At 72.1% G+C, this 24664-nt stretch carries 20 protein-coding genes; 13 read left to right on the top strand and 7 right to left on the bottom strand.

Going from position 1 to position 24664, the window contains the following annotated elements:
• The first annotated feature begins 162 nt into the window (after positions 1-162).
• The 8 genes from ACWDRW_RS28165 to ACWDRW_RS28200 all read left to right on the top strand — a co-directional run bounded on the left by ACWDRW_RS28165 (position 163) and on the right by ACWDRW_RS28200 (position 8833).
• Positions 163-1362, top strand: coding sequence for a cysteine desulfurase-like protein (locus tag ACWDRW_RS28165; protein WP_451727271.1), 1200 nt, complete (start codon positions 163-165; stop codon positions 1360-1362).
• A 62-nt stretch (positions 1363-1424) separates the two neighbouring features.
• Positions 1425-1850: a hypothetical protein gene (locus ACWDRW_RS28170; RefSeq protein ID WP_451727274.1), complete on the top strand. Its 426-nt coding sequence runs from the start codon at positions 1425-1427 to the stop codon at positions 1848-1850.
• A 177-nt stretch (positions 1851-2027) separates the two neighbouring features.
• Positions 2028-2816 (top strand): GntR family transcriptional regulator, encoded by a 789-nt coding sequence (locus tag ACWDRW_RS28175; protein ID WP_451727276.1) that lies wholly within the window; start codon positions 2028-2030, stop codon positions 2814-2816.
• Between the two features lie 42 nt (positions 2817-2858).
• Entirely contained in the window at positions 2859-3086 is a 228-nt protein-coding gene (locus tag ACWDRW_RS28180; protein ID WP_016437651.1) for a 4Fe-4S dicluster domain-containing protein, read from the top strand.
• A 15-nt stretch (positions 3087-3101) separates the two neighbouring features.
• A complete protein-coding gene (locus tag ACWDRW_RS28185; RefSeq protein ID WP_451727279.1) occupies positions 3102-4442 on the top strand; it encodes an ABC transporter substrate-binding protein in 1341 nt (446 codons plus the stop codon).
• Positions 4439-5323 carry an ABC transporter permease gene (locus ACWDRW_RS28190; protein ID WP_451727282.1) on the top strand — a complete coding sequence of 295 codons (885 nt, stop codon included), beginning with the start codon at positions 4439-4441 and terminating at the stop codon, positions 5321-5323. Before ACWDRW_RS28185 ends, ACWDRW_RS28190 begins: the two co-directional genes overlap by 4 nt.
• Positions 5307-6113: an ABC transporter ATP-binding protein gene (locus tag ACWDRW_RS28195; RefSeq protein ID WP_451727284.1), complete on the top strand. Its 807-nt coding sequence runs from the start codon at positions 5307-5309 to the stop codon at positions 6111-6113. Before ACWDRW_RS28190 ends, ACWDRW_RS28195 begins: the two co-directional genes overlap by 17 nt.
• Complete coding sequence (locus ACWDRW_RS28200) at positions 6110-8833, top strand: fumarate reductase/succinate dehydrogenase flavoprotein subunit (protein ID WP_451727287.1); 2724 nt, start codon at positions 6110-6112, stop codon at positions 8831-8833. Before ACWDRW_RS28195 ends, ACWDRW_RS28200 begins: the two co-directional genes overlap by 4 nt.
• A 57-nt stretch (positions 8834-8890) precedes the next feature.
• Here ACWDRW_RS28200 and ACWDRW_RS28205 read toward each other — a convergent pair whose 3' ends face one another.
• Both ACWDRW_RS28205 and ACWDRW_RS28210 read right to left on the bottom strand, forming a co-directional pair.
• Positions 8891-9244 (bottom strand): VOC family protein, encoded by a 354-nt coding sequence (locus ACWDRW_RS28205; RefSeq protein ID WP_451727290.1) that lies wholly within the window; start codon positions 9242-9244, stop codon positions 8891-8893.
• A 2-nt stretch (positions 9245-9246) separates the two neighbouring features.
• Positions 9247-10344 (bottom strand): Glu/Leu/Phe/Val dehydrogenase dimerization domain-containing protein, encoded by a 1098-nt coding sequence (locus ACWDRW_RS28210; protein WP_451727293.1) that lies wholly within the window; start codon positions 10342-10344, stop codon positions 9247-9249.
• A gap of 77 nt (positions 10345-10421) precedes the next feature.
• Here ACWDRW_RS28210 and ACWDRW_RS28215 point away from each other — a divergent pair, with 77 nt between their 5' ends.
• Positions 10422-10880, top strand: coding sequence for an Lrp/AsnC family transcriptional regulator (locus tag ACWDRW_RS28215; protein ID WP_451727296.1), 459 nt, complete (start codon positions 10422-10424; stop codon positions 10878-10880).
• Positions 10881-10954: 74 nt separating this feature from the next.
• Positions 10955-11593 (top strand): LysE family translocator, encoded by a 639-nt coding sequence (locus tag ACWDRW_RS28220; RefSeq protein WP_451727299.1) that lies wholly within the window; start codon positions 10955-10957, stop codon positions 11591-11593.
• 533 nt (positions 11594-12126) lie between these two features.
• Here the strand turns inward: ACWDRW_RS28220 and ACWDRW_RS28225 are convergent.
• Positions 12127-13017 carry an alpha/beta fold hydrolase gene (locus tag ACWDRW_RS28225; protein ID WP_451727302.1) on the bottom strand — a complete coding sequence of 297 codons (891 nt, stop codon included), beginning with the start codon at positions 13015-13017 and terminating at the stop codon, positions 12127-12129.
• 279 nt (positions 13018-13296) lie between these two features.
• Here ACWDRW_RS28225 and ACWDRW_RS28230 point away from each other — a divergent pair, with 279 nt between their 5' ends.
• On the top strand, positions 13297-13842 hold the full coding sequence (locus ACWDRW_RS28230) for a hypothetical protein (RefSeq protein WP_451727304.1): 546 nt from the start codon (positions 13297-13299) through the stop codon (positions 13840-13842).
• A gap of 53 nt (positions 13843-13895) precedes the next feature.
• On the opposite strand, the gene ACWDRW_RS28235 is transcribed toward ACWDRW_RS28230, so the two are convergent.
• From ACWDRW_RS28235 to ACWDRW_RS28250, 4 genes are all read right to left on the bottom strand, one after another.
• A complete protein-coding gene (locus tag ACWDRW_RS28235) occupies positions 13896-14624 on the bottom strand; it encodes a hypothetical protein (protein WP_451727306.1) in 729 nt (242 codons plus the stop codon).
• Positions 14625-14728: 104 nt separating this feature from the next.
• On the bottom strand, positions 14729-17569 hold the full coding sequence (locus ACWDRW_RS28240) for an ATP-binding protein (RefSeq protein ID WP_451727309.1): 2841 nt from the start codon (positions 17567-17569) through the stop codon (positions 14729-14731).
• 32 nt (positions 17570-17601) lie between these two features.
• On the bottom strand, positions 17602-18702 hold the full coding sequence (locus ACWDRW_RS28245) for an alpha/beta hydrolase family protein (RefSeq protein ID WP_451727312.1): 1101 nt from the start codon (positions 18700-18702) through the stop codon (positions 17602-17604).
• Between the two features lie 35 nt (positions 18703-18737).
• Complete coding sequence (locus ACWDRW_RS28250) at positions 18738-21587, bottom strand: helix-turn-helix transcriptional regulator (RefSeq protein WP_451727315.1); 2850 nt, start codon at positions 21585-21587, stop codon at positions 18738-18740.
• Positions 21588-22139: 552 nt separating this feature from the next.
• Between ACWDRW_RS28250 and ACWDRW_RS28255 the strand changes: the two genes are divergently transcribed.
• Positions 22140-23186 carry an NAD(P)-dependent oxidoreductase gene (locus tag ACWDRW_RS28255; protein WP_451727317.1) on the top strand — a complete coding sequence of 349 codons (1047 nt, stop codon included), beginning with the start codon at positions 22140-22142 and terminating at the stop codon, positions 23184-23186.
• Between the two features lie 272 nt (positions 23187-23458).
• Positions 23459-24532 carry an ABC transporter permease gene (locus tag ACWDRW_RS28260; protein WP_451727320.1) on the top strand — a complete coding sequence of 358 codons (1074 nt, stop codon included), beginning with the start codon at positions 23459-23461 and terminating at the stop codon, positions 24530-24532.
• Positions 24533-24664: the final 132 nt, after the last annotated feature.

Raw genomic sequence — 24664 nt, forward strand, 5'->3', positions numbered from 1 at the left:
CCTGCGGCTGTTCCGCAACCGCCCGGGCCACCCGACGACTGTGTCGCCCACGGCCCGCGTCCCGCTACTCGCTTCGGGGCCGTCTCTTTACGCACCGGCAAGATCAAGTCAGAGTGGAGGCTCCGCAACACCAGGATCCGCGCCCTGCAGAAAGCAGAAGACATGGCCATCGACCTCAGCGCACTGCGGGCCCACTTCCCCTCCCTCGCCACCGGGCTCGCCTTCTTCGACGGGCCGGGCGGAACGCAGACGCCGCGCCCCGTCGCCGACGCCATCGCCGCGACCATGACCGGCCCCCTGTCCAACCGGGGAAACGTCAGCCGGTCGGAGCTCAACGCCGAGCACGCCGTCGCCGACTTCCGCGCCGCCTACGCCGACCTGCTGAACGTGCCGGCGAACGGCATCGTCCACGGCCGCAGCGCCACGCAACTGACGTACGACTTCTCCCGCCACCTCGCCAAGGGCTGGCGCGCAGGTGACGAGATCGTCCTCAGCCGTCTCGACCACGACGCCAACGTCCGCCCCTGGATCCAGGCGGCAGACCGCATCGGAATGACGGTGCGCTGGATCGAGATCGACCCCGAGACCACGGAACTCGACCTCGACTCCTTCGAGCGGGCCCTGACCCCACGGACCCGCCTCGTCGCGGTCACCGCCGCCTCCAACGTGCTGGGCACCAAGCCCGACGTGCGCCGGATCGCCGACCGGGCCCACGAGGTCGGCGCCCTCGTGTACGTGGACGGCGTTCACTACGCCGCACACCACCTCGTGGACGTACCCGCCCTCGGAGCGGACCTGTTCGTCTGCTCGCCGTACAAGTTCCTCGGACCGCACTGCGGTGTGCTCGCGGCGGCGCCCGAGTTCCTTGAGACCGTGCGCCCCGACAAACTGCTGCCCTCCTCAGACGACGTGCCCGAGCGTTTCGAGTTCGGCACCCTGCCCTACGAGATGCTGGCGGGCGCCACCGCCGCCGTCGACTTCCTCGCCGCGCTGGACCCGGCCTCGGGCACATCCCGCAGGGAGCGCCTGACCTCCTCCCTGGCCTCCGTGCACACACACGAACAGACTCAGCGCGCACGGCTGCAGGACGGACTGCGCTCGCTCGGCGACGCCGTCACCGTGCACTCCAAGGCCGTCGACCGCACACCGACGGTCCTGATCACCATCGAGGGCCGCGACGCCCGTGAGGCCCAGGAACACCTGGCCGCGCGCGACGTGGTGGCACCGGCCGGGTCGTTCTACGCCTACGAAACCTTCACCGCGCTCAAGCTCGACACCCCCGCCCTGCGCGCGGGCCTGGCCCCCTACACCAGCGCCGAGGACGTGGACCGATTCCTCGACGGTCTCACCACGTTCCTGTGAGTCGCTGAGCCCGGCCCTCAAGGGGCCGGATGCACGACTCCTCGGAAATCAAGGAGAGACCAATGATCACCGTGGCCCAGGGAGTCGAGGTCACGTCGACGTGCGCACAGTGTGGCGGCGTACTGGTCCGCGATGTCGGTCAGTTCACCGAACGGGGGCTACTGCGCTGGGGCGTCGAGGGACGGTGCCGAACCTGCCAGGACGGGTGGTGCGAGACGGGCATCGGCTCGGCTCCGGACGAGATCAGGCAGGCCCTGCTTGCGCGGCACGGATCCACGAGGCTTCGTCTGGCACCTGGGGAGACCAGCCTCGTACCCGTGATGCGGGCCCTCCGCGAGGTGCGGCATCTGTCCGTGGACGAAGCCCGGTTGGCGGCCGCCCATCTGCAAGGCGCCGGCCTGGTCGGCACGCACGTGGAAATGGCGCACCTGGCAGAAGCGCTCCGGATGCGGTCCGTCGCCACCACCCTTGCTCCGGCGATCACCTGACGGACCTCGCAGCCGCCCGGGCCTGCGCCCTCGCATTCCGTCAACCGCCACCAGCCCCTGGCAGATCTTCTCCCCTCCCCATCAAAACCGCAGGTCAGCGCCGTCTCCGTCGATCCGTCAGGTGGCGCAACACTGCCGCAACACCACTATCCCTACCGGATGGATATGGTTCCGGCCATGCCGCCCACCGACCGTATCCGAGACCACGCCGGCCAGGCCGCGCCCACCGTCGCCGCCCAGCGCACCCGGCGTCGGCTGCGCGCGGACCGGGCACGTCAGCTGGCCGACCTCCTGCGCCACCAGCTGCTCACCGGAGGCTTCCCGGACGGCGCCCTCCCGCACGAGACGACCCTCGCCACGGAGTACCGGTCCTCGCGCAACACCGTCCGCCAGGCTCTCGACCTGCTGCGTGCCGAGGGCCTGGTGGAACGGCTGCCCGGTGTCGGCACGGTGGTGGTCGCCGAGAAGTACCCCCATGGACTCCACCGTCTGATGGGGCTCGCGGAAACCCTGCGTGAGCACGGCCATGTCACCAAGGAGGTCCGCACCCTGGGCCCCGCACCGGCACCCACCCCGGTCGCCGAACGCCTGCACGTCCCACCCGGCAGCGACGTCCTCTACATCGAACGCGTGCGCCGGCTCAACGGTCTGCCGCTGTCCCTCGATCTGACCTACATCCCCCTCGACCTCGGCACCGCCCTGCTCGGCGCCGATCTGGAGAACACCGACGTCTTCCGGCTGCTGGAAGGCATCACCGGCCAACAGCTCGGCCACGCGGAGATCACTCTGGAAGCGGTGAACGCGGACGCCCACTCCGCAGCGATCCTCGAAGCCCCCCGCGGCTCGGCCGTCCTGATGCTGGAACGGCTCACGCACCTCGCCGACGGCCGCCCGGTCGACCTGGAGTTCATCCGCTTCCGCGGCGACCGCATCACCATGAGCGGCCTGCTGCACCGCTCCCTGTAGCCCCCGCCCGCTCCCCACCGCACGAACTTCCTGGAGACAGCCATGCCCTTGGCGCCCCAGCGGGCCGACGTGCCCGTGACCATCGACGAGTCGAAGTGCATCGACGGCTGCACGCTCTGCGTGGACATGTGCCCGCTGGACTCCCTCGCCATCGACGACAGCAGCGGCAAGGCGTACATGCACGTCGACGAGTGCTGGTACTGCGGCCCGTGCGCGGCCCGCTGTCCCACCGGAGCCGTCACGGTCAACATGCCCTATCTGCTCCGCTGAGAGGCCCCAACTCCCATGAAACGCACGGCAGTCGCACTCATCGCAGCCGTCTCCCTGCTCCCCCTGTCCGCCTGCGGCACCAGCGCCGCGGACGGCGGCTCCACGGTCACCGTCACCGTCGGATACCAGTCCAAGACCATCAACACGGTCACGGCCGGCACCCTCCTGCGCTCCCTCGGCTACTTCGAGAAACAGCTCAACGCCCTCCACGACGGCAGGACGTACAAGGTCGACTGGCAGGACTACGCCACCGGCGCCCCCATCACCGCCCAGATGACCGCGGGGAAGATCGACATCGGTTCGATGGGTGACTTCCCGCTGCTCATCAACGCCGCCCGCGGCCAGCAGCTGGGCGCGCCCACGCACCTGGTCTCGGTCACCGGCTACAACCTCAAAGGCGGTCTGAACACCGTCGTCGTACCACCGACGTCGACGCTCGCTTCCCTGCGGGACCTGAAGGGCAAGAAGGTCTCCACGAGCGTCGGCTCCGCCGCCGACGGCACCCTCGTGCGGGCCCTTCAACGAGCCGGCATCGACCCGGTCAAGGGCATCGAGAAGCTCAACCAGCAGCCCGCGGTGGGCGCTTCGGCCCTCGCGGCGGGCAGCGCCGACGCGCTGTCGCAGTTCGTCGCCTGGCCCGGCCTGCTCGCCTACCAGGGCAAGGCCAAAGCGCTCTACGACGGCGCCCAGCTGAATCTGCCCACCTTCCACGGCGTCACCGTCCGCGAGGACTTCGCCGGGCAGCACCCGGCCGTACTGAAGGCATTCCTCAAGGCCCAGGCGCAGGCGACCGACTACCTCAACACCCATCCGGTGCAGGCCGCCGAGAAGGTCGCCGAGGCCACCGAACTGCCGGCCGAGGTCGTCTACCTCTACAACGGCGCCCACGGCATCTCCACCTTCGACCCCGCCATCAAGCCGCAGCTCGTCTCGGCGCTGAAGCAGGACGTCGCGGTGCTGAAGGCGGCCGAACTGACCGGCGACATCGACGTGGACTCCTTCGTCGACGACACCCACGTCAAGAAGGCCCTCGGTGCGGGCTATGCCGAGCGCCTGTCCGCCGAGCCGCCCGCCGCGGCGAGCGAGGTCTGGCCCAAGGGCGCCCGCACGACCCGCAGCTTCGCCACCCCCGCCCAGCTCCTCGCCCACGTCGCCCAGCACAAGGCCGGCATCCGCGCTGCCTACGTCCCCGACGCCACCACCGGCACCCTGTGGTTCGCCGACCGGGCCGTCTGGGTCGCGGACGGAAGGAAGCTGCTCCCCTTCGTGGCTCCGGAGACCGCACAGACCTATGTGGCCGGTCACCGCGGCGCCCGGGTGATCACGTACGAGGACGCCCTGGAGCGGGCCTCATGATCCGGTACCCCCGGCGGACGGGCCGGCTCGCGCTGCGGGCCGGCTCGCTGGCCGCCGCACTCGGCCTGTGGCAGCTGGTGACCGTCCTCGACGTGGACCTGTGGGTACGGTTCTCGCAGTTCCCGACGGTGACGGACGTGGCACGGGCCTTCGCCGACCGGCTCTCGGGCCCCGACTACTGGACCGACCTCACCGACAGCCTCACCCGCATCGTGACCGGCTTCCTGCTCGCCGCCGTCCTGGGCGTGGCCACCGGCGTGCTCGTGGCACGCTCGCGGCTCGCCGAGGACCTGATCGGCACGGTCCTGGAGGTCGTGCGGCCCATCCCGGCCATCGCCCTGGTGCCCGTCGCGATCCTGCTGTTCCCCTCCAACGAACAGGGCATCGTCTTCATCACCTTCACCGCCGCCTTCTTCCCGGTGCTGGTCTCCACCCGGCACGCGGTCCGCGCCCTGACGCCCGTCTGGGAGGAGGCCGTTCTGACCATGGGCGGCGGCCGGTTGAGGATCCTCGGCTCGGTCGTCCTGCCGGGTGCCCTGCCGGGCATCTTCGGCGGGCTGTCCGTCGGCATCGGCGTCTCGTGGATCTGTGTGATCTCCGCCGAGATGATCTCCGGCCAGTACGGCGTCGGCTACCGCACCTGGCAGGACTACACCATCGTCAACTACCCGGGTGTCTTCGTCGGCATGGTCACCATCGGCCTGCTCGGCTGGCTCACCTCCACCGCCGTGGAGCTGGCCGGGCGCCGACTGACCCGGTGGCTGCCGCGCACGTCCTACGTCGCCGGCGCCCGGCCCCGGCCCACGAAGTCCCCGGCGTCCCCGGCGTCCCCCGTCACCCCCGCCACGGCCGAGGAGGCACGCGATGAGCACCTCGTCTGAGACCAGGCCCACCGAGACGAGGCCCGACCCGGCGCGTCCGCGCGGCACCCGGCTCACCCTGCGCGGCGCGACCCTGGGCCGCCCCGACGCCCCGGCCGTGGCCGACGTCGACCTGGACATCACCCCCGGCGAGATCCTCACCGTCGTCGGCCCCTCCGGCTGCGGCAAGTCGACCCTGCTGCGCACCGTCGCCGGCCTGCTGCCCACGCTGGCCGGGACAGTGGAACAGGACGGCCGCCCGGTGAACGGCCCGGGCGCGGACCGGGCGCTGATCTTCCAGGAGGACGCCCTGCTGCCCTGGCGCACCCTGCGCGCCAACGTAGAACTGCCGCTCGCCGTCCACGGCGTACCGCGCGCCCAGCGCCGACAGCAGGCCCAGGCCTGGCTGGAGCGGGTCGGACTCGGCGACCGGGCACGGCAGTTGCCGCACCACGTCTCCGGCGGCCAGCGCCAGCGCGCCCAGCTGGCCCGCGCCCTGGCCGGACGCCCGCGCGCGATCCTCATGGACGAGCCGTTCGGCGCACTCGACGCCCAGACCCGCGCCGGCATGCAGGACCTGCTGGTGGAGGTGCTGCACGGCACGGGCGCGACCGTCGTCTTCGTCACCCACGACGTGGACGAGGCCCTCTTCCTCGGCGACCGCGTCGCCCTCCTCGGCTCCGGCCGGCTGCTCGCCGTACACGAGGTGCCGCGGCCGCGCGACCGTACGGCGCGCGACGACCCGGCCCGTGCGGCGCTGCGCCGATCCGTCCTCACCTCGCTCGGTCCCCGAAAGGCCCCCTGGTCATGACCCCCCTGCAGATCCCCGACCTCACCGACGCCGAGGAACTGACCTGCGACGTCCTCGTCATCGGCGGCGGCACCGCCGGCACCATGGCCGCCCTGACCGCCGCCGAGCACGGCGCGGACGTCCTGCTGCTGGAGAAGGCGCACGTACGTCACTCCGGCGCGCTCGCCATGGGCATGGACGGGGTCAACAACGCGGTCGTCCCCGGCCGCGCCGAGCCCGACGACTACGTCGCCGAGATCACCCGCGCCAACGACGGCATCGTCGACCAGTCCACCGTCCGCCAGACCGCCACCCGCGGCTTCGCCATGGTGCAGCGCCTGGAGTCGTACGGCGTGAAGTTCGAGAAGGACGAGCACGGCGCGTACGCCGTCCGCCAGGTCCACCGCTCGGGCTCGTACGTGCTGCCGATGCCGGAGGGCAAGGACGTCAAGAAGGTCCTGTACCGGCAACTGCGGCGGCGCGAGATGCGCGAGCGGATCCGGATCGAGAACCGGGTGATGCCGGTGCGCGTGCTGACCGCCGACGGGCGTGCCGTGGGGGCGGTCGGCTTCCACACCCGCACCGGCGCGTTCGTCACCGTCCGCGCGGGCGCGGTGATCCTCGCGACCGGCGCCTGCGGCCGCCTCGGCCTGCCGGCCTCCGGCTACCTGTACGGCACGTACGAGAACCCGACCAACGCGGGCGACGGCTACGCGATGGCCTACCACGCGGGAGCGGAACTCACCGGCATCGAGTGCTTCCAGATCAACCCCCTGATCAAGGACTACAACGGCCCGGCCTGCGCCTACGTCGCCAATCCCTTCGGCGGCTACCAGGTCAACCGGCACGGCGAACGCTTCGTGGACTCCGACTACTGGTCGGGCCAGATGATGGCCGAGTTCGCAGCCGAGGTGGCGAGCGACCGGGGCCCGGTGTACCTGAAGCTCAGCCACCTGCCGGAGGAGTCGATCACGGCGCTGGAGTCGATCCTGCACTCCACCGAGCGCCCCACGCGCGGCACCTTCCACACGGGCCGCGGTCACGACTACCGCACCCATGACGTGGAGATGCACATCTCCGAGATCGGGCTGTGCGGGGGTCATTCGGCCTCGGGGGTACGGGTCGACGACCACGCCCGTACGACCGTCCCCCGGCTGTACGCCGCCGGGGACCTGGCCTGCGTACCGCACAACTACATGATCGGCGCGTTCGTCTTCGGGGACCTGGCCGGCGCGGACGCGGCCCAGTACACGCCGTACCAAGGGCAGTTGCCCACGGACCAGCTCCGCGACGCGCACGAACTGATCTACCGCCCGCTGCGCAACCCCGACGGACCGCCGCAGCCCCAGGTCGAGTACAAGCTGCGTCGGTTCGTCAACGACTACGTGGCCCCGCCGAAGACCGGCGCCCGGCTGTCACTGGCCCTGGAGGCGTTCGAGCGAATGCACGCCGACATCGCCGCCATGGGCGCCCACACCGCGCACGAGCTGATGCGCTGCGCCGAGGTCACCTTCATCCGCGACTGCGCCGAGATGGCCGCCCGGGCCTCGCTGGCCCGCACGGAGTCCCGATGGGGCCTCTACCACGAGCGCCTGGACCACCCGCAGCGCGACGACGCCTCCTGGTTCCACCACATCGATCTGCGCAAGTCCCCCACCGGGGCGATGGAGTTCACGGCCCGGCCGGTGGCTCCCTACCTCGTCCCCGTCGACGGCTTCACCCCCACCGGCGGCGCCTCCCGGCACCTCGGCGAGATCCATCCGGAAGAGGTGGCGACGGCAGGAGCCCGCGAGCAGGCGCCTGTGACGTTGCCCACCGCGTCCCCCGCCGGCTCCGCGACCGCCCAAGCGGACACCCCGGCCACACCCCGCCTGCTCGACCTCCTCTCCCTGACCGAGGACGAGCCCCAACTGACCACGCTCACGCCCTACTTGGGCGACCCCGACCCCACCGTGCGCCGTACGGCCGTCACGGTCCTGACGGAGACCGTGCCCCTGGGAACAGGACCGGCCCTGGCCGCCGCGCTCCGCGACGCCGACGCCGGTGTCCGGGCAGCGGCGTCGGCCTCCCTGCGCGAACTCGTCGAGACGCTGCCGCCCGAACCGGCCCTGCACCAAGGCCTCGTCGCCGCCCTGTCCGAGGCGGACCGCGTGGTCCGAGCGACCGCACTGGACGTCCTGCGCGCCCTGCGTCTGGGCGACGCGGAGCTGTTCACGCGGGCGCTGTCGGATCCTGACAGCGCCGTGCGTATCGCGGCCGTGCGCGGACTCGTGTCGGTCGACGCCGCCGCGGAACTGGCGCGCGCGGCGGCCGCCGAGCCGTCCCGTGAGGTCCGCGTGACCATCGCCAAGGCCCTGGCCGCGAGCCCGGACCCGGCCACCGCCCACTCGGCCCTCGCCCAACTCGTGGACGATCAGGACGCTTTGGTCCGGGCGGCCGCCTACGAGGCGCTGGGGGCGGCGGGCTGCCCGCCTTCCCTGGCCGCCCGAGCCGAGGCGGCACTGGCGGACCCGGCCTGGCAGGTGCGGGCCGGCGCCGCCACCGCCCTGTCCGCCGCGGATGCCGACCGCGCCGTCACCGCCCTCACCAAGGCCGTCGCCGACACCAACGCCGACGTCCGCAAAGCCGCCGTACTGGCCCTGACCCGCCACCGTGCCCTCGACGACGCCCGAGTGGTCCTGGCCCGGGCGACGACGGACTCGGACGCGGACGTCAGGGCCTATGCGGCGCGGGCGCTGTGACGTCCTGCTCCCCTCGGGAGCGTAGGGCTGCGCAGGCGGACGGGGAGGCACGCCCGGTCAGTAGTACTGGACCAGGCAGAACTCGTGCTCTTCGGGGTCAGCCATCACCACGACCACGCCCTCGTCGAAGTCGTGCCGCTCATTCGTGAACCGCCCGCCCAGGGCGACGACTTGGGCGATGCCCTCGTCGATGTCGTCAACCACGACGTCCAGGTGCAGGCGCGCCTTGCCCTGCCTCGGCGTGGCCACGGGCTGGAAGTTGAGGCGGGGCAGCGGGTCGTCGGCACGGTCGAGGTAGACCCAGCCGGGCCGGGACGGCACACGCGGGCGGTCCAGCAGTGCGCTCCAGAAGTTCGCGACCCGTTCGACCTCGACGCAGTCGATGGTCACTCCGGCCCAGCGGTTCGCCATCGTCAGGCCTCCTGGGTCAGCGCGCGGTGGGACCCCTGACGCACTCGTCGGGCGGCGAGTTCCGCGGCGGCCTCCGCAGGCGTGACGCGGCGGGCGCGGGCCGTGCGGAAGACCTGCCGCAGCGTCGAGGCGATGCCGTGCAGCCGCTCGGTCAGCTGTTCCTCGGATTCCCGCCGCAGTTCCGCACCCGTGGCGTGGATGACTCCGCCCGCGCTGACGAGCACGTCCGGTGCCCAGAGGATGCCGCGTGCGGCGAGGAGACCGGCCGTGGCCGGTTCGTCGAGCTGGTTGTTGGCCGGTCCCGCGACGGCGGCGCAACGCAGCGACGGCACCGTGCGGGCGGTCAGCAGGCCACCGAGCGCCGCAGGCACGAGGATGTCGACCTCCGCCGCGAGGGCCTGGCCCGGATCCGTCCAGGTCGCGCCCAGTTCCTCGGCCAGGCCGCGGGCTGCCGGGTCGATGTCGGTCACGACGAGCCGCGCGCCGGCCCGGTGCAGGAGCCGGGCCACGTGGCCGCCGACCGCCCCGAGGCCGATCACCCCGACGCTCCGGCCGGCGAGCTCCGGCGAGCCGAAGGCCTCCTCGGCCACCGCGCACAGGGCCGCCAGGGTGCCGATCGCGGTGTGCTGGGAGGAGTCGCCGCTGCCGCCGTCCTCGACGGGCCGACAGCACACGTGCGCGGTGCGTTCACCGATCACCGACATGTCGACCGGGCTGCTTCCCACGTCCGGGCCCGCGATGTAGCGACCGCCGAGCGAGTCGATCGCGTCGCCGAGGTCGTGGAGCAACGCCGTTCGCTCCGCGCCGGTCGGCCGGGCCGCGGTGGGCAGGGCTACGACCGTCTTGGCGCCGCCGTGGTCCAGGCCGGCCAGCGCGTTCTTCTCGGTCATCGCCACCGACAACCGCAGCGCGTCCTCGATCGCGGTGGCGGGGTCGGGGTAGTGAGCGATCCGGCATCCGCCGGCGGCCGGGCCGAGAGCGGTCGAGTGGATCGCGATGGTGAGGGCCAGGCCGCTACGGCGGCCGCGCACGACCTGCACCAACTCGTGCGACGGACAAGGGACGTTGGGGGCGAGGGCTTCCTGAAGTACGGCTGTCATGCCGTGAAGCTAGCCGTTTCGACGGAGGCTGGAAGCGTCAGCCGAATGGAATTCGGCACGGGGGCCATAATCGCGGCATGGACGAACTTGATTCGGCGATCATCCAGCATCTGCAGCGTGATGCGCGGCAGACCAACCGCCACCTCGCGCGTACCCTCGGCATCGCGCCGTCGACCTGTCTCGAACGCATCCGCGCACTGCGCGCCCGCGGGGTGATCACGGGCTACCACGCGGCGGTCGACCCGGCCGCCCTCAACCGCCACGTCCAGGCACTCATCCATTTCCAGATCCGCCCCCTGAGCCGGGCGGTGATCGAGGCGTTCAAGACCTACGCCGCCGGTCTGCCCGAAGTCAGCACCGTCTACGTCGTCACCGGCGGCGACGACATGATCGTGCACGTCTCCGCACCGAGCGTGGACCACCTCCACGGCTTCCTCATGGACAAGTTCACCGCACGCCGGGAAGTCGTCGGCTTTCGTACGTCCGTGATCTACCAGCACACCCACAACCAGGTACTCGCGCCCCTCACGTCCTGAGGTGTTGGGTAATCGCTACTCAACCTGGCCCCTGAAGGTTGAGCGGGACGGCGAAGAAGTGTTCCCGTGACCGCATGGTTTCCACTGACCGGTTCCTCGCCTTCACGGCCATGTCCTTTCTGCTGATCGTGATCCCCGGCCCCAGCGTGCTGTTCGTCATCGGACGCGCGCTGGCGCAGGGGCGCCGTGCCGCCCTGACCACCGTGCTGGGCAACACCCTCGGCGCGTACGTCCTGGTGGTGGCCGTGGCGTGCGGGATCGGCTCGATCGTGGAGCGGTCAGCCGTGGTCTTCATGTCACTGAAGCTGGCCGGGGCCGCCTATCTGGTGTACCTGGGAGTCAAGGCACTGCGCGCCCGGCGCGCTCCGCACCCCGCCTTCAAGGAGCACCGGGGCCAGGGCGGTGGGCTGCGCACGCTGTGGGAAGGGTTCGTCGTCGGGGTGTCCAACCCCAAGACCATCGTCTTCTTCGCCGCCGTGCTCCCTCAGTTCGTCGACCGGCACGGCGGGAGCGTCATGGCCCAAATGCTGCTGCTCGGCCTGGTCTTCAACCTCATGGCGGTGGTGTTCGACAGCCTGTGGGGACTTGCCGCGGCGACAGCCCGGGACTGGTTCGCCCGCTCACCCCGCCGACTCGCGGCCATCGGGGGCGTCGGAGGCTGCACGATGATCGGTCTCGGCATAGCCGTTGCCGCGACGGGCCACACGGAGTGATCGGCGGCATGCGGCGGGGTCACGGGGGCCGACTGCGTCATACCGCCGGAACGGCTCGGCACAGACCGGCGTCCCCGTCGTCCACGACTCGTACCGCGGAAGTCTGATGGCCTGGAAGGCAACATGCCCCACGGCCTCCTTGTCGTGCTCGGCGACCAGCGGGAGCCCGCCGTAGGGCCGAGCTGGGCTCGGAGCGCATGGCCACCCTCACGGCCTTGGGACCGGCACCGGTCCAGGCGTGGACCGGACCGCCTCCGAAGACGGCGGTGCTCGCGGACGTGGTGGTACGACGGGGCCCTCCCCGGTGCGGAGTCGCACGGCCCACGCGCACTTCCGTACGTCGGGCCCCACCGAGGAATGCCCCGGCCCCCGGCCCCCCGGCCGACCGCGTCGGCCACGACGCGCCCACGCGAGTGGACCCGGGCGGTGTTCGCCCGGGTCCACTCGTGGCTTTGTTTTCTCCGGGACTTGGCCGGCACCCGACACGATGCTCGCGGCGAGTGCCTTCGAGCATCGTGCCCCGCCTCGATCGGCTACACCTTGCCGGTGAGTTCCGCGATCGCGTCGGAGACCTGGGTCCACACCTCTCGGCTCGGTGCGAGGTGGCCGTAACCCTCCAGAACGAGCAGTTCGGCGCCCGGGATGGTGTCGGCGAGGCGGCGGCCGTGCTCCACGGGCACGAGCGGATCCTCGCTGCCGTGGATGACCAGGACCGGCAGGTCGAGTTCCCTGAGCCGGGGTGCCAGGTCGTCGCCCGAGGCACCGACCGCCAGGGGGTGGTGGTCGGGACGGCCGGGCACGACCGCCCGGTCGTATCCCTCGACGGTCAGTTCACGCAGGCGCGCCTCGTCGCGGACGGATCCGGCGCACAGCAGGAAGGACCTGAACTGTGCGTCGATGACCTCGTCCCGAGTGGTCGGGGGGTTGGCGGCCAGGTCCTCTCCCAGAGCCCGGAGGCCGTCGAGGAAGGAGGGGAACGGCGGCGGGTCGAACCGCGAAGGCTCACCGGCCAGCGCCGACAGGACGAAGGGGAGTGCGGACGACGTCGACATCAGCGTGGCGGATCGCACCCGGTGCCGGTGGTCCAGGGCCAGGAACTGACCGATCAAGCCGCCCATCGATGCGCCCAAGACGTGCGCGGAGTCGATGCCGTAGGCGTCCAGAACGGCTACGGCGTCCCGGGCCAGGTCCCGGCAGTCGTAGGGGTGTTGCTCCCAGTCGACGGGCGTGGACTTGCCTATGTCCCGCTGGTCGAAGCGGATCACGTAGTGCCCCCGGGAGGCCAGATCCTGGCAGAACCGCTCCTCGTAGTGGATCACCGGGGCGGACGCACCCATGATCATGAGGAGTGCGGGGTCCGCCGGATCTCCGAAAGCCTCCGTCCACAGTTGCACCTCGCCGACGTCAACCATTTTCTCGGTCATGCGTGATCGTCCTCCGGAGCTGTTCGTCATCCGCGCCGCCCACGCAGCCGCTCGGGCGACGCTCGATTCCATGCCATCCAACGCGGCGCCAGGTCTCGCCGAATCCGTGAAATCACCGGTAACGCCCTCCCAGGAGCCTGCCAAGGCCGACTGGCAGCAACCGCACGGAAGTCGGCGGGCCGTGGAGTAGTCATTACCCTTTTCAGAACGCGCGACTGAGTGTCCAATTCGGCAGACACGCCCACTGGACGTGATCATGCGAAGCACTCGGGAGAGAACTTGAAGCAGTTGAGACGGATGGCCGCCATCGCGGGATGTGCGGCGATCAGCGCAGGGTTTGCGGTCCTGCCGGCGCAGGCGGCCGAAAGCGGCTCCGGCGCGGTCAACACCGTGCAGGCGGGCCACGTCCTGGCCTGCTACGGGCAGGCCGGGGACCGGTCCGTCGCCGTGGAGCTCTACGGCAACTCCCATTACGGGAACTTCGTCGCCGTCTCCGTCGAGGGACCCGACGGGAACTACGGTGGCGGCAGCAACCCCGCGACGCTGTTCGAGAACGGCACGGTCGCCGCCGAGGTGCCGATCGAGCGACTCGGCGAAGAGGGAGGCTCCGTGGGCACTGCCTCGATCACCGGGGACTACCACCTCGTGGGAGAGCCGACCCACGTTCACGACGTCTCCCGTGAGCCGGGCTGGAACGTCGTCTCCAGGGGCACGAACCAGCAGCTCTCGGCCACCGTCACGGTCGTACTCCTTGGTGAAACCGTGCCGTTGACATGCGGTGACGCGTTCGCCTTCGACCTGATGGTGACCTCGACCCCGGCCTGATCGCAGGTGTGGGGGCCCACTGTGTGGGCCCCCACACACTCTCACGCGCAGAGTCAGCGTCCGGCGGGCCGCTGGTAGCGGAAACGGAGTTCGAAGGTGCCTTCGAGCGTACCGGTCACCGGGTCGAAGCTCCGCAGGTCGGCGATCTCGATGCCGGTGCCGCGGGCTCCCCCGAACTCCCCTGTGCCGCCCAGGATGACGCCCTTGCCGTCCTTGCGCGGTCCTGCCGTGGTCACGGCGCGCAAGGTGCCGGTCCACGGTCGGCCACTGTCGAAGGCGGGCTTGAACACCTTAGTGGCCACCGCTGAGGAGTCCTCGATCTGATCGAGGACGAGAGTTCCTCTGCCCGGGAGGAACAGCGTCCAGACGGTGTGGGTGAGCAGTTTCCCCGACTCGAAGTCGGTCTCCGGGAGGACTTCCTCGATCTCGGTGGAGAAACCGACCACTTCACCGGTCTTGTCGCGGAGTTTTCCGCCCAGCGCGAAGGCGTTGTGCAGGCGCGGCTCGGTGAACTTGGCGATCCCCTCGGGAAAGAGCGCCAACGGCAGGTCACCTCGGTGGGTCTCGAACACGCCGTCCTGGGGTACTTCGGCGAAGAAGGACTCCTCCACCCAGCCCCGGCCTCCTGCCTCTGTGCCGACGGCCCTGCCGGGGGCGAGCGGTCCGTCCGTCTCGGTCGCATGGGTCAGTGCGGGGACCGTCGTCATCATCAGCGCGGCGCTCGCCACGCCGACGATCACACGGCCTCCACGCCTGCGGGCTCGGCCTCGCAGCGCAGTCATGAACACGTCCTTCCACGAATCGCTCCTACGGTGCGGTTCGAGTGTTCTTGACGTTGTGTCAGCAGCCGAGAGTGATGGGTACTCCTTCGTGCGGGAGCGCCCCGTCACTGTGCCGCGAGGCCTGCGGTGGCGAGCTGACTGCGGTGGTTGATGCCCAACTTGCGGTACGCGGCGGACAGATGCACCTCCACCGTCTTCGCCGTGACGAACAACTGCTGGGCGATCTGCCGGTTCGTCAGCCCGGTGGCCGCCAGCTGCGCCACTCTCGTCTCGCTGGGGGTCAGGGCTTCGGGGCCGCTCTGCCGGGGCGTACGGGGGCGGGCGCCGGCGGCGCGCAGTTCGGTGCGGGCGTGTTCGACCAGGAGCGGGGCACCGCATCGGTGGGCCAGTTCCATCGCCTCCCCGAGCAAAGTGCGGGCCTCTGCTCGCTGATTGGAGCGGCGGACGGCCGCTCCGAGCGCCACCAGCGTCTTGGCGTGTTCGAGCCGTGCCGAGGACGGACGCAGGAGCCGCTCGGCTTCCCGGAGCAGCTCGATCCCCCGGCCTCCCGGGGTGAGCAGGCCGACGGTCCGCAGCGCCCTTCCCTCGGCCCCGGGCGACGCCCATCCGCGTGCCTGGTCGAGCTCGTGCCGCGCGTGCGTGAGTCCTTCCTCGGTACGGCCCAGTGCGTGCAGGCACGAAGCGGCGAGCGAACGCCACGGGAGGATGGCCGGGTTCTGTCCGCCGCTGCCGGTGAAGTCCGCACCGGCGTCGAGGACCGCCTTGAGCGCCGCCTCGTGGTTGCCGGTCGCGTGCAGGACCGCGGCATGGGCATACAGCAGGAAGCCGTACGCCCTGTGCTCGCTGTCCTGGGCGGGATCCAGAGCCTGCTCGACGACGGCCGCGGCCCGCGCGGGCAGCCCCTGTTCGAGCAGTGTCTGGGCGAGCCACGCGGTGACCGCGTACTGCTGGACGGGAGTGTGGGCCGTCACCGCCAGGCTGAGCGCCTCCTTGAGGTCGTCGGCGGCCTCCGCGAGGTCCCCGCGCTGGAGCCAGGCGAGCCCTCTGCATCCCTGGAGGGTGGACAGGGACAGCAGGGAACCGGTGGCACGGGCGTTTGCGACCAGCGCCTCGCAGGCCGCCCTGCCCTCGTCGGGATCGTGCACCACCAGCGGGAAGGCCGCGTTCATGAAGAAGAACGCGCCCCCCGCCGCCGCCTGCCGTACCCGGGGATCGGCCACGACCCGGCGGGAGATCGCCACGCACCGCGGATCACCGGCGTAGGCGTCACAGATGGCGATCATGGAGTCGAGGGCGAGGGAGCCCATGGTCTCGCTCGGGGACAGTGCCCTCAGCCGGGGCAGCCCTTCGAGCAGGTCAGTCCAGCCGGGGGTGACCAGGGGCACGGCCAGCAGGATCGCCTCCAGGCTCCGGCGCAGGTCGTCGTCCTCGGCGGGCAGGCCCGCCAGCGCCTCGCGCACCCCCGCGACGGCGTGGGCGGGATCCTGCATCCCCAGCAGGTGGACGAGTTCTCGGATGGTCGCCAACTGCGCCCGCACACGGGGATCCTCGGCGAGTTCCGCGGCCTCGTCCAGGTAGCGCTTCGCGGCGGGCAGGTCGGTGAGGAAGGCGGCCGTGCCCGCCTCGGTGAGCAGGGCGATGCGCTCCTGCTGGGGCGGCGGCTCCTCCAAGGCTCGACGCAGGTAGGTGAGGGCGGCCTCGGCCGCCCCGGTGGCGAGCGCCTGCCGGGCGGCGTCGCGCAGCGCGGTCACGATCTGAGGGGCGTGGGCGGGAGGGACGTACAGCAGATGCTCGGCGGCCTGCTCCGGCCGGCCTCCGGCCGCGGTCAGCAGGGCCGCCGCCTGCGCGTGGAAGTCGGCGCGCCGGGCGAAAGGAGTGGTGCGGTAGACGGTGGCACGGACCAGGGGGTGGACGAAGTCGAGGTGCTCGGTGGGTTCGGCCCGCTGCGGCGGTGACAGCAAGTGAGCGCTGTACAGGTCGGCCAGGTGGCGGCCCAGGTCCTGTGGGTCGAGTCCGGCGAGCCGCGCCGCGTGGGCCGGGTGTGCCCGCCGACCGAGTACGGCCACCGCCTGGGCCAGGCGCGCCGCCTCCGCGTTCAGGCGCCCGAGTTCGCGTGCCACCCGGCGTTGCAGCGCGCGGGAGCCGAGATCCTCGACCTGGGGCACGGTGTCCGCGGTGGGTGGCAGACCCTCGGCGACCAGGGCGCGGGAGAGTTCGGCGAGAAGCAGGGGGTTGCCGCCGGTGGCCTCGTGGCACGCGGCGGCGAAGGCCGGTTCGGGTTCCTGGCCGAACCAGGCCGCCAGGGCACGGCCCGCCGCCGACTCGCTGAGCGGCGTCGGGTGCAGATGCGTGCACTCCTGGTCGGAGAGCAACAGGTCGATCAGGTGCCGGGCGGCCCCGGGCTCGTCCGGGCGCAACGCCGTGACCAGCAGGATCCTCAGATCGGACAGACGCGGCAGCAGATAGGCGAGGAACCGCAGGGACGCCTCGTCGGCCCAGTGCAGGTCATCGACGACCAAGGCGACCGGAGCGTCCTGGCTGAGGTTGGAGGTGAGCCAGAACAGCCCGTGGAGGACGGCGAATTCACCCAGCTGAGCACTCTCGTCGGGCTGAGCGCCGGACACGGCCAGGAGCGCCCCGGCCGGCTGCGCCGCGTCCGCGAGCCACCGCTGCCGGTCGCCCGGAGCGGCGGAGTGCAGCAACGGCTCGTACAGCTGGCGTACGAGCCCGAGCGCGTACTCGCGTTCCAGTTCCGACCCTCTGGCCGTGAGCACCCTCAGGCCCGCCTCGCGGGCAAGGGTCCCGGCTTCCCTCAGCAGCCGCGTCTTGCCCATGCCGGCCGGTGCCGAGATCGCGAGGAAGCCGTGCGCGCCCGCCAGTGCGTCACTCACACCCTGCCGCAGCAGCGCCACGTCCTCGTCCCGGTCCAGCAGGACACCAGCCATGCGCCCATTATGGTCGGGCCTCTCGGGTGTCCTCACACCCTGGTGTCCAGCGTGATGCCCCGGGCCGCGAAGGAGCCGCGCAGGTCGCCGGTCAGAAAGCGCCTGGCCTCGCCATCGCCCTTGAGGTGCGTGTCCATGTGGCTGGTGCACAGGGCACGCAGCGTGTCGCCACCGTGTGCGGCGGGGCAGAGCTGCGAGAAGGGCCGCGACGCCTCCGCCAGGGCGACCAAGTCCATACCGGCGATCCGCATCTGGCCGCTCAGCCACTGCTCACGGGCTGATTCGTGCATCTCCTCGGCATTGTCGTTGAAATGCACATGGCCCGCCCCGGCCAGAACGGCGAACTGTTTGGGTACGGCGAGTTCGCGATGGAGGTCGCGCAGGTCCTCCACCGCGATGACGGCGTCCTGCCCACCGGCCAGAACGAAGGCCGGCACCTGCCGCTGCCAGGCCGTCGGCTCGAGCAGCGATCCCAGCAGCGGAGACTGCGGGAGCCGGCCGCGCGTGCCGGTGGGGACGGCCACGGCGAGGACGGCGCCGATCCGGTCGTCCCGCTCGTTGACCTTCAGCGCGGTCCAGCCCCCCAACGAGATGCCACAGGTGCCGACGCGGTCCGGATCGATCAGGGCGGCGGGCGCACCCGGTTCCCTCCTGGCCAGCAGACCGTCCACGACGAAGCACACGTCCGCGGGCCGGTCACGGATGGTCCGCGGCAGCCGCGCGTCCAGGTCCAGAGCTCCGCCACCGGCGTCCGCGACGGCCGCCTGGAGATCCTCGGCCGTGTCCCCCGCGAAGTCGGGCGCGGCCACCACATACCCGTGGCCGGCCAGATGGGTGCACAGATGCGAGGCGTTGCGGCGATGCCCCCACGCTCCGTGGCAGTACACCACCAGCGGGAAGCGGCCGGACGCCGCGGCGGCACCGCGCACGGCGTGCTGTACGGCCGGAGGCAGACCGGGGGCGGCCACGTACCGGTCGGCGGTCTCCTCCGAGAGGTCCTGGCCCCGGTGCCCCGACGCAGCGGGATACCAGATCTCCACCCGCAGCCGGCGCCTCCCACGGGACTCGTCGACGAGGTCGATGGTGGTCACGCCCGTGGGAGCCGGGCCGCGGACGAAGGGGTCGTACATCATGTCCCTCCTGGAAGCCATGGGCGACGGCGGGGCCGTCAGCCGACCTGCTGGGCCGCGGCCAGCTGGCTGCGCCGGCTGATGCCGAGCTTGCGGTACACCGCCGAGAGGTGGACCTCCACCGTCTTGGGGGTCACGAACAGCTCCTGCGCGATCTGCCGGTTGGTCAGACCGCCGGTCGCGAGCTCCGCCACCCTCGCCTCGCTGGGCGTCAGGGACTCCGGCCCGCTCACCGCCGAGGTGCGCGGGCGCGCGCCCGCGGCACGCAGTTCGTGCCGGGCCCGCTCGGCGAGCGGGGCGGCCGCGCACCGGTGGGCGAGATCCAGCCCCTGCGCGAGGTACTCGCGTGCCTCGGCGCGGGAGTTGCCGCGGCGCGCCTCGGCGCCAAGATCGACCAGGGCCTTGGCGTACTCCAGTCGCGCCGGGGTGCCGCTCAGCAGGTCGACGGCCTCGCGCAGCGGCGCGGCGCCCTCCGCCCGGGGCGCGACCAAGCCGGTGACGCGCAGGGCCCGGCCCAGAGCGTGCGGTGCGCCCCAGGCGCGGGCCAGACGCAGTTCCTCCGCCGCCTGCGCCCGGGCTTCCTCCTCGCGGCCCAGCGCGCGCAGCGCCACCGCCGCGAGTGAGCGCCAGGGCAGGACCGCGGGGTTGCACCGCCCGTAGAGTCCGTAGCGGTGGCCCGCCTCCACGGCGGCTGCCAGCGCTTCCTCGTAACGGCCCTGCTGCATCAGGACGACTGCCTGCGCGTAGCGCGAGTAGTAGAAGGGGCCCACGTCCTTGAGCGGCTCGCCCGGTGGCAGTTGCCGCAGGACCTGTTCGGCCTCCTCCACGCGTCCCTGCTCGGCCAGGGCCTCGGCCAGCCAGGCCAGCGTGGTGGGCCGGGTCATGGACACGTTGACGGCCACCGCGGTCTTCAGCGCGTCGCGCAGATCGGTCACGGCCTCCTGGAGGTCGCCCCGCAGCAGCCAGCCCCAGCCCCGGTAGGTCTGCGCCGCGCTGATCGTCAGCAGGGATCCCGTCGCCCGGGCCTGAGCCAGCAGCGCGTCGCAGGCGCCCAGGCCCTCGTCCAGGTCGGCGGCGAGCAGGCACATGGACGTCGCCACCTGGATGAACGCGGAATCGGTGCCTTGGGCTCGGACCGACGCTCGGGCCGCCACCCGGCGTGCGCGGTCACCGGCCGCCGGGTCGCAGCGGTGCATGTCGTAGGCGGCGATCATCGTGTCGAGCGCGCGGGCCCCCGGAGATTCGGCCACGGGCAGCAGCCGCAGCCGGGGCACCCGCTCGAGGACGCCGTCCCATCCGGTGGCGAACAGCGCGACGACCATCATCGTGGCCTCCAGGCCGCGCCTGAGGTCGTCCTCCTCCTCGGGCAGCGCCTCGATGGCCTGCGTCAGACGGGCCACCGCCTGGTCGGCGTCCTGGAAGGCGAGCAGGCGCGCCATCTCGCGCATACCGGCGTGGCGGCCGGCGACCACCGGGTCGCCGGCCAGTTCGGCTGCGGTGTCCAGGTACTCGACGGCGGAGCGCACGTCGGCCAGGAAGCCCGCCTCGCCCGCCTCGGTGAGGACGGCGACGCGCTGCTGCACGGAGTCGACCGGCTCGGCCAGGGCGCGGCGCAGATAGGCGAGCGCCGCCTCCGGAGCGCTGGTGCGTACGGCGTCGGCGGCGGCCCTGCGCAGCGCGGTGACGACGCCGGGATCACCGGCGGGGGGCACCTGGAGCAGGTGGGCGGCGATCTGCTCCGGCCGCACGCCCGCTTCGGCGAGCCGCGACGCGGCCCGGCGATGCAGCCGGGAGCGTTCGACAGCGGCCGTCGACTCGTAGACGGCCGCCCGCACCAGGGGGTGGACGAACTCCATCCGTGCCCCGCGGGCGAATGCCGCGTCGTTCCCGCCCGCTTCGGAGGACTGCAGCAGGTGGGATGCCTGGAGCTGGGCCAGGCATCCGAAGACGTCGCTCATCGGCACGTCGGCAACGGCTCCCGCCAGCTCCGCCGTCGCCCCCGGGCCGAGCGCGGCGACGGCTCTGGCGAGGGCGGCGGCCTGGGGGGACAGCCGGCCCAGTTCCACCCCGACCCGCCGGGACACCGCGCGCGAGCCGATCAGTTCCACCCGGTGCGCGGTCGCCGCGTCGGGGTCGAGCCCTTCGCCGCGCACGGCCCGGGACACCTCGGCCAGCAGCAGCGGATTGCCCCCGGTCGCAATATGGCAGGCGGCGGTGAACTCGATCGCGGGCGGACGCCCGAAGTGGGCGGTCAGCGCCTCGGCCACCGCCTCGGTCCCCAGCGGCGACAGACGCAGTTCCTCCCACTGCTGGTCGGCGAGGAGCACGTCCAGCAGATGTGCGGGTCCGCCGGGCTCGTCCGGGCGCAGCGCCGCCACGGCGAGGAGGGGCAGGTCCGTCAGGCGCGGCATCAGGTACAGCAGAAAGCGCAACGACGATTCGTCAGCCCAGTGCAGATCGTCCACGAGGAGGGCCAGCGGACGGTCCTGGGCGATGTTCGACACCAGCCAGAACAGCGAGTTCAGCAAGGCGAACTCGCCCGGTGGGGATCCGACGGCTCCTTGGTAGCCCAGAGCGGCTCCCGCCGTCGCCGCCGGTCCTGAGAGCCACCGTTCGCGGTCGTTGTCCGCGGCCGTCAACAACAGCCGGTCGAACAGCTGGCGGACGAGTCCGAAGGCGTACTCCCGCTCCAGCTCGGAGCCCCGCGCGGACAGCACCCGCAGGCCGGCGTCCTGGGCCAGCTCGCCCGCCGCCGTGAGCAACCGCGTCTTGCCCAGCCCGGCGGGACCCACCACCTCGACCAGCCGGCAGTCGCCCGAGGCCACCCCTGTCACGGCGGCCCGCAACCGCTCCAGCTCCGCGTCACGCTCCAGGAGAACACCGGGCATGCACTCATTCTGCGCCTGATCCCAGCGGGGCGGCCCAGGAAGGCATCACCGCGCGCCCATGCGGCGCGGGCGCCTGCCGCGCCGGAGGGTGCGCGTGCCTGCCACGCCGGGGATGCGGGTGCCTGCCGCGCGGGGGGTGCATATCGCGCCGGGTGGGTGCGGATGCAGGCCGTGCGGGGAGGGGTGCGGGGCTGACGCGAAACCCGCAAGCCGCGGGCGGGGCCGGCCGACCGGCCGCCAGGCATCGCGTCCTCCGAGTCCGCACCCCGCACGCCACGCCACGCCACACCACAAGCCGCAGGCAATCACCTGCCCGCACACAGCGACCGGAGAGCCGCCAGGTTGAGTAACAGTTGCTGATCGGCTCCCACTCCCCCGCCCCTACGTTGGATTCCACGGACGGAAGGCGCCGGGGTCGAGGAGTTCGCAGACCCCTTCGGACACCGCCGTCAGCACATCCCGCGGTCCCACAGGAGCACCCCGATGGCCACACATCCCTCGGCATGGCAAAGCGTCCCTCTGCCCCAACGGCACGCGTGGAGCCGGCGGCAGATGTGGCTCACCGCCGCCACCGCCGCGCAACTGCCCGATCTGGACGGCATGCGGCTCGCGGCCTCCGTGCACCTCGACATCAAGGCCGCCGTGTTCCTCGAGGCCTTCGCCTCGGCCGGGGCGCAGGTCGCCGTAGTACCCGTGAACGCCGCCACCACCAGGGCCGACGTGGCCGAACACCTGGCCCGTGGAATGCGGGTCTTCGACACGGCGGACCCCGCGGCCGGGTCGGCGGCCGAGGCCTGTCTGGAGTGGGGCCCCACGCACGCCCTCGAAATGGGCGCCGAGCTCAGCGCGGCGGCCACGGCAGGCGGATACGACGGACTTCGAGCGGCCATCGAGGTTACCCGTACCGGCATCACCCGCCTGCGCGGCCTGGAGCTGCGGCATCCGGTCTTCGACCTGGACCGCGTCCCGCTGAAGAACAACGTCCACAACCGGTACGCCGTCGGGATCAGCACCTGGCAGGCGTTCATGAGCCGCACCAACCTCACGCTGCACGGCAGCGTGGTGGTGATCGTCGGTTACGGCGAGGTCGGGTCCGGCCTCGCGCGCGCCGCCACCTCCCTGGGCGCCCGCGTGCTCGTCGCGGAGGAATCCGCCGACCGGCGCCTGATCGCCGAGTACGAGGGCTACGAGACCGGCACCGTGGATGCCCTGGCGGCACGCGCGGACATCCTGGTCACCGCCACCGGCCGGGACCGGGTCATCTGCGAGAACGTCCTTCCTCTGCTGACCGGTGGCTGCTTCCTGCTCAACGCGGGCCACTCCCCGACCGAGATCGCGCTCGACGCGCTCGGCCCCGGCACCGAGCTCCTGCCCCACATCACCAGCCACCGTCCCTTCGGCGGCGAGATCCTGCTCGTCTCCGCCGGCCACCTCGTCAACCTCGCCGCCGGTGACGGCGACAGCCTCAACTCGTTCGACCTGACGGCCGCCCTGATGGTCTCGGCCGTCGGCTGGACGCACACCGACGGCGCCGCACATCCGCCCGGCGTCCACGACCTGCCGCGCGCCGCGTGGGCGCCCTCGATCGCGAACTACTGACCTCGGCCGGCACCGCGCCGAACATCCCTCCCGAACCGACGCCGCCCGCGCTCTCCCGCCGGTGCACCTCGCGGAGGCAGCGCTGCCAGACCCCGAGCCCTGGGGGCCCCACCCCAAAGCTTGGGGTTCGGCCCCGACGCCGAACGCCTGCCCTTCCCGGTGTGCTGGACGAGGCGAGGGCGGCGGTAGTCGGAGCAGCGTCTCGCGGCACTCACCGCCACCCCCACCTCTCCCTTCGCACTGCGGAGATTCCCGATTCCCTGGAGGAAACCATGGCCCCCTACGCACCTCTCTCCACCGGCGACGGCACCTCCGGGCCGGAGCCCGGCGCTCGTCCCGGGAACGGGGACGGCGGCGCGGGCGCGCGGCACGGCCACGGCCCGTCCGGTCTCAAACTCGCCGTCGTCATCGCCTGCGCGCTCGCCGTCGTCCAGCTGGTCGTCGTCATCGCCTTCGCATGGCCCAACGCGAGGTCGGCCCCCCATGACGTCCCGGTGGTGCTCGCCGGGCAGGGCCAGGCCGTGGCAGCCGTCGAGGACCACATGGAGAAGGCCAAGCCGGGCGCGTTCGACACGACCGTCCTCGCGGACGAGAAGGCCGCCCGGGAGGCCATCCTCGACCGCGACGCGTACGCGGCGATCGTCGCCGACCCCGCCGGACCCAAGGTGCTGGTCTCCTCGGCGGCGAGCGCCGCGGTCACCGCCGCCTTCACCCAGATCGCCGGGGAGATCGAGGAGCAGAGCGGCAAGCCGGTCGCCGTCGACGACGTCCGGGCCGCCCCGGAGAAGGACCCGCGGGGCGCTGCCTTCGCCTCCTCGCTGCTGCCCCTGGTCCTCACCGGCATGATCGGCGGCATCCTGATCGCCCTGAAGGTCACCGGCCTGCGCAACCGGCTGGTGGCGGCCGCGACCTTCGCGGTGGCCGCGGGGCTGTGCACCACGGGGGTCGTGCACGGCTGGATCGGCGCCTTCGACGGCGGCTACCTGGCCGAGGCGTCGGCGGTGGGCCTGATCGTGTTCGCCATCGTCGTCACCATGGCCGGACTGGGCACGGCACTGGGCCACCGGGGCATCGGACTCGGCGTCATCACCGTTCTGCTGCTGGGCAACCCGTTGTCCGGCGTGTCGACCGCGCCGGAGATGCTGCCCGAACCCTGGGGCGCGCTGGGCCAGTTGCTGCCTCCGGGCTCCGGTGCCTCGCTGCTGCGGTCGACCAGCTTCTTCGACGGCGCGGGAGCGGCCGGCCCTCTGGCCGTGCTGCTGAGCTGGGCCGCGCTCGGGCTCACCCTGCTCACCGTGGCCAACGCCCGGACGGGGAAGGCCAAGCGGCTCACCGCCGTAGCCTGACCGTCCGCGAAACCCTCGTCGCCGCGGCCCGAGCGTCCGCGAACCCCCTGCCGTGGGGGCGGGGGCGGGCCCCCCGCCGGGCCCCCCCCCGCGCCCCCGACAGCGGGCGACTACCACTCGGCACTCCAAACA

It is taken from the genome of Streptomyces sp. NPDC003635, assembly GCF_053587635.1.

Bases quoted from the DNA above. Each gene is read 5' to 3' on its own strand.
- ACWDRW_RS28165 (WP_451727271.1), top strand. From the start codon at position 163: ATGGCCATCGACCTCAGCGCACTGCGGGCCCACTTCCCCTCCCTCGCC.
- ACWDRW_RS28170 (WP_451727274.1), top strand. From the start codon at position 1,425: ATGATCACCGTGGCCCAGGGAGTCGAGGTCACGTCGACGTGCGCACAG.
- ACWDRW_RS28175 (WP_451727276.1), top strand. From the start codon at position 2,028: ATGCCGCCCACCGACCGTATCCGAGACCACGCCGGCCAGGCCGCGCCC.
- ACWDRW_RS28180 (WP_016437651.1), top strand. From the start codon at position 2,859: ATGCCCTTGGCGCCCCAGCGGGCCGACGTGCCCGTGACCATCGACGAG.
- ACWDRW_RS28185 (WP_451727279.1), top strand. From the start codon at position 3,102: ATGAAACGCACGGCAGTCGCACTCATCGCAGCCGTCTCCCTGCTCCCC.
- ACWDRW_RS28190 (WP_451727282.1), top strand. From the start codon at position 4,439: ATGATCCGGTACCCCCGGCGGACGGGCCGGCTCGCGCTGCGGGCCGGC.
- ACWDRW_RS28195 (WP_451727284.1), top strand. From the start codon at position 5,307: ATGAGCACCTCGTCTGAGACCAGGCCCACCGAGACGAGGCCCGACCCG.
- ACWDRW_RS28200 (WP_451727287.1), top strand. From the start codon at position 6,110: ATGACCCCCCTGCAGATCCCCGACCTCACCGACGCCGAGGAACTGACC.
- ACWDRW_RS28205 (WP_451727290.1), bottom strand. From the start codon at position 9,244: ATGGCGAACCGCTGGGCCGGAGTGACCATCGACTGCGTCGAGGTCGAA.
- ACWDRW_RS28210 (WP_451727293.1), bottom strand. From the start codon at position 10,344: ATGACAGCCGTACTTCAGGAAGCCCTCGCCCCCAACGTCCCTTGTCCG.
- ACWDRW_RS28215 (WP_451727296.1), top strand. From the start codon at position 10,422: ATGGACGAACTTGATTCGGCGATCATCCAGCATCTGCAGCGTGATGCG.
- ACWDRW_RS28220 (WP_451727299.1), top strand. From the start codon at position 10,955: ATGGTTTCCACTGACCGGTTCCTCGCCTTCACGGCCATGTCCTTTCTG.
- ACWDRW_RS28225 (WP_451727302.1), bottom strand. From the start codon at position 13,017: ATGACCGAGAAAATGGTTGACGTCGGCGAGGTGCAACTGTGGACGGAG.
- ACWDRW_RS28235 (WP_451727306.1), bottom strand. From the start codon at position 14,624: ATGACTGCGCTGCGAGGCCGAGCCCGCAGGCGTGGAGGCCGTGTGATC.
- ACWDRW_RS28240 (WP_451727309.1), bottom strand. From the start codon at position 17,569: ATGGCTGGTGTCCTGCTGGACCGGGACGAGGACGTGGCGCTGCTGCGG.
- ACWDRW_RS28245 (WP_451727312.1), bottom strand. From the start codon at position 18,702: ATGATGTACGACCCCTTCGTCCGCGGCCCGGCTCCCACGGGCGTGACC.
- ACWDRW_RS28250 (WP_451727315.1), bottom strand. From the start codon at position 21,587: ATGCCCGGTGTTCTCCTGGAGCGTGACGCGGAGCTGGAGCGGTTGCGG.
- ACWDRW_RS28255 (WP_451727317.1), top strand. From the start codon at position 22,140: ATGTGGCTCACCGCCGCCACCGCCGCGCAACTGCCCGATCTGGACGGC.
- ACWDRW_RS28260 (WP_451727320.1), top strand. From the start codon at position 23,459: ATGGCCCCCTACGCACCTCTCTCCACCGGCGACGGCACCTCCGGGCCG.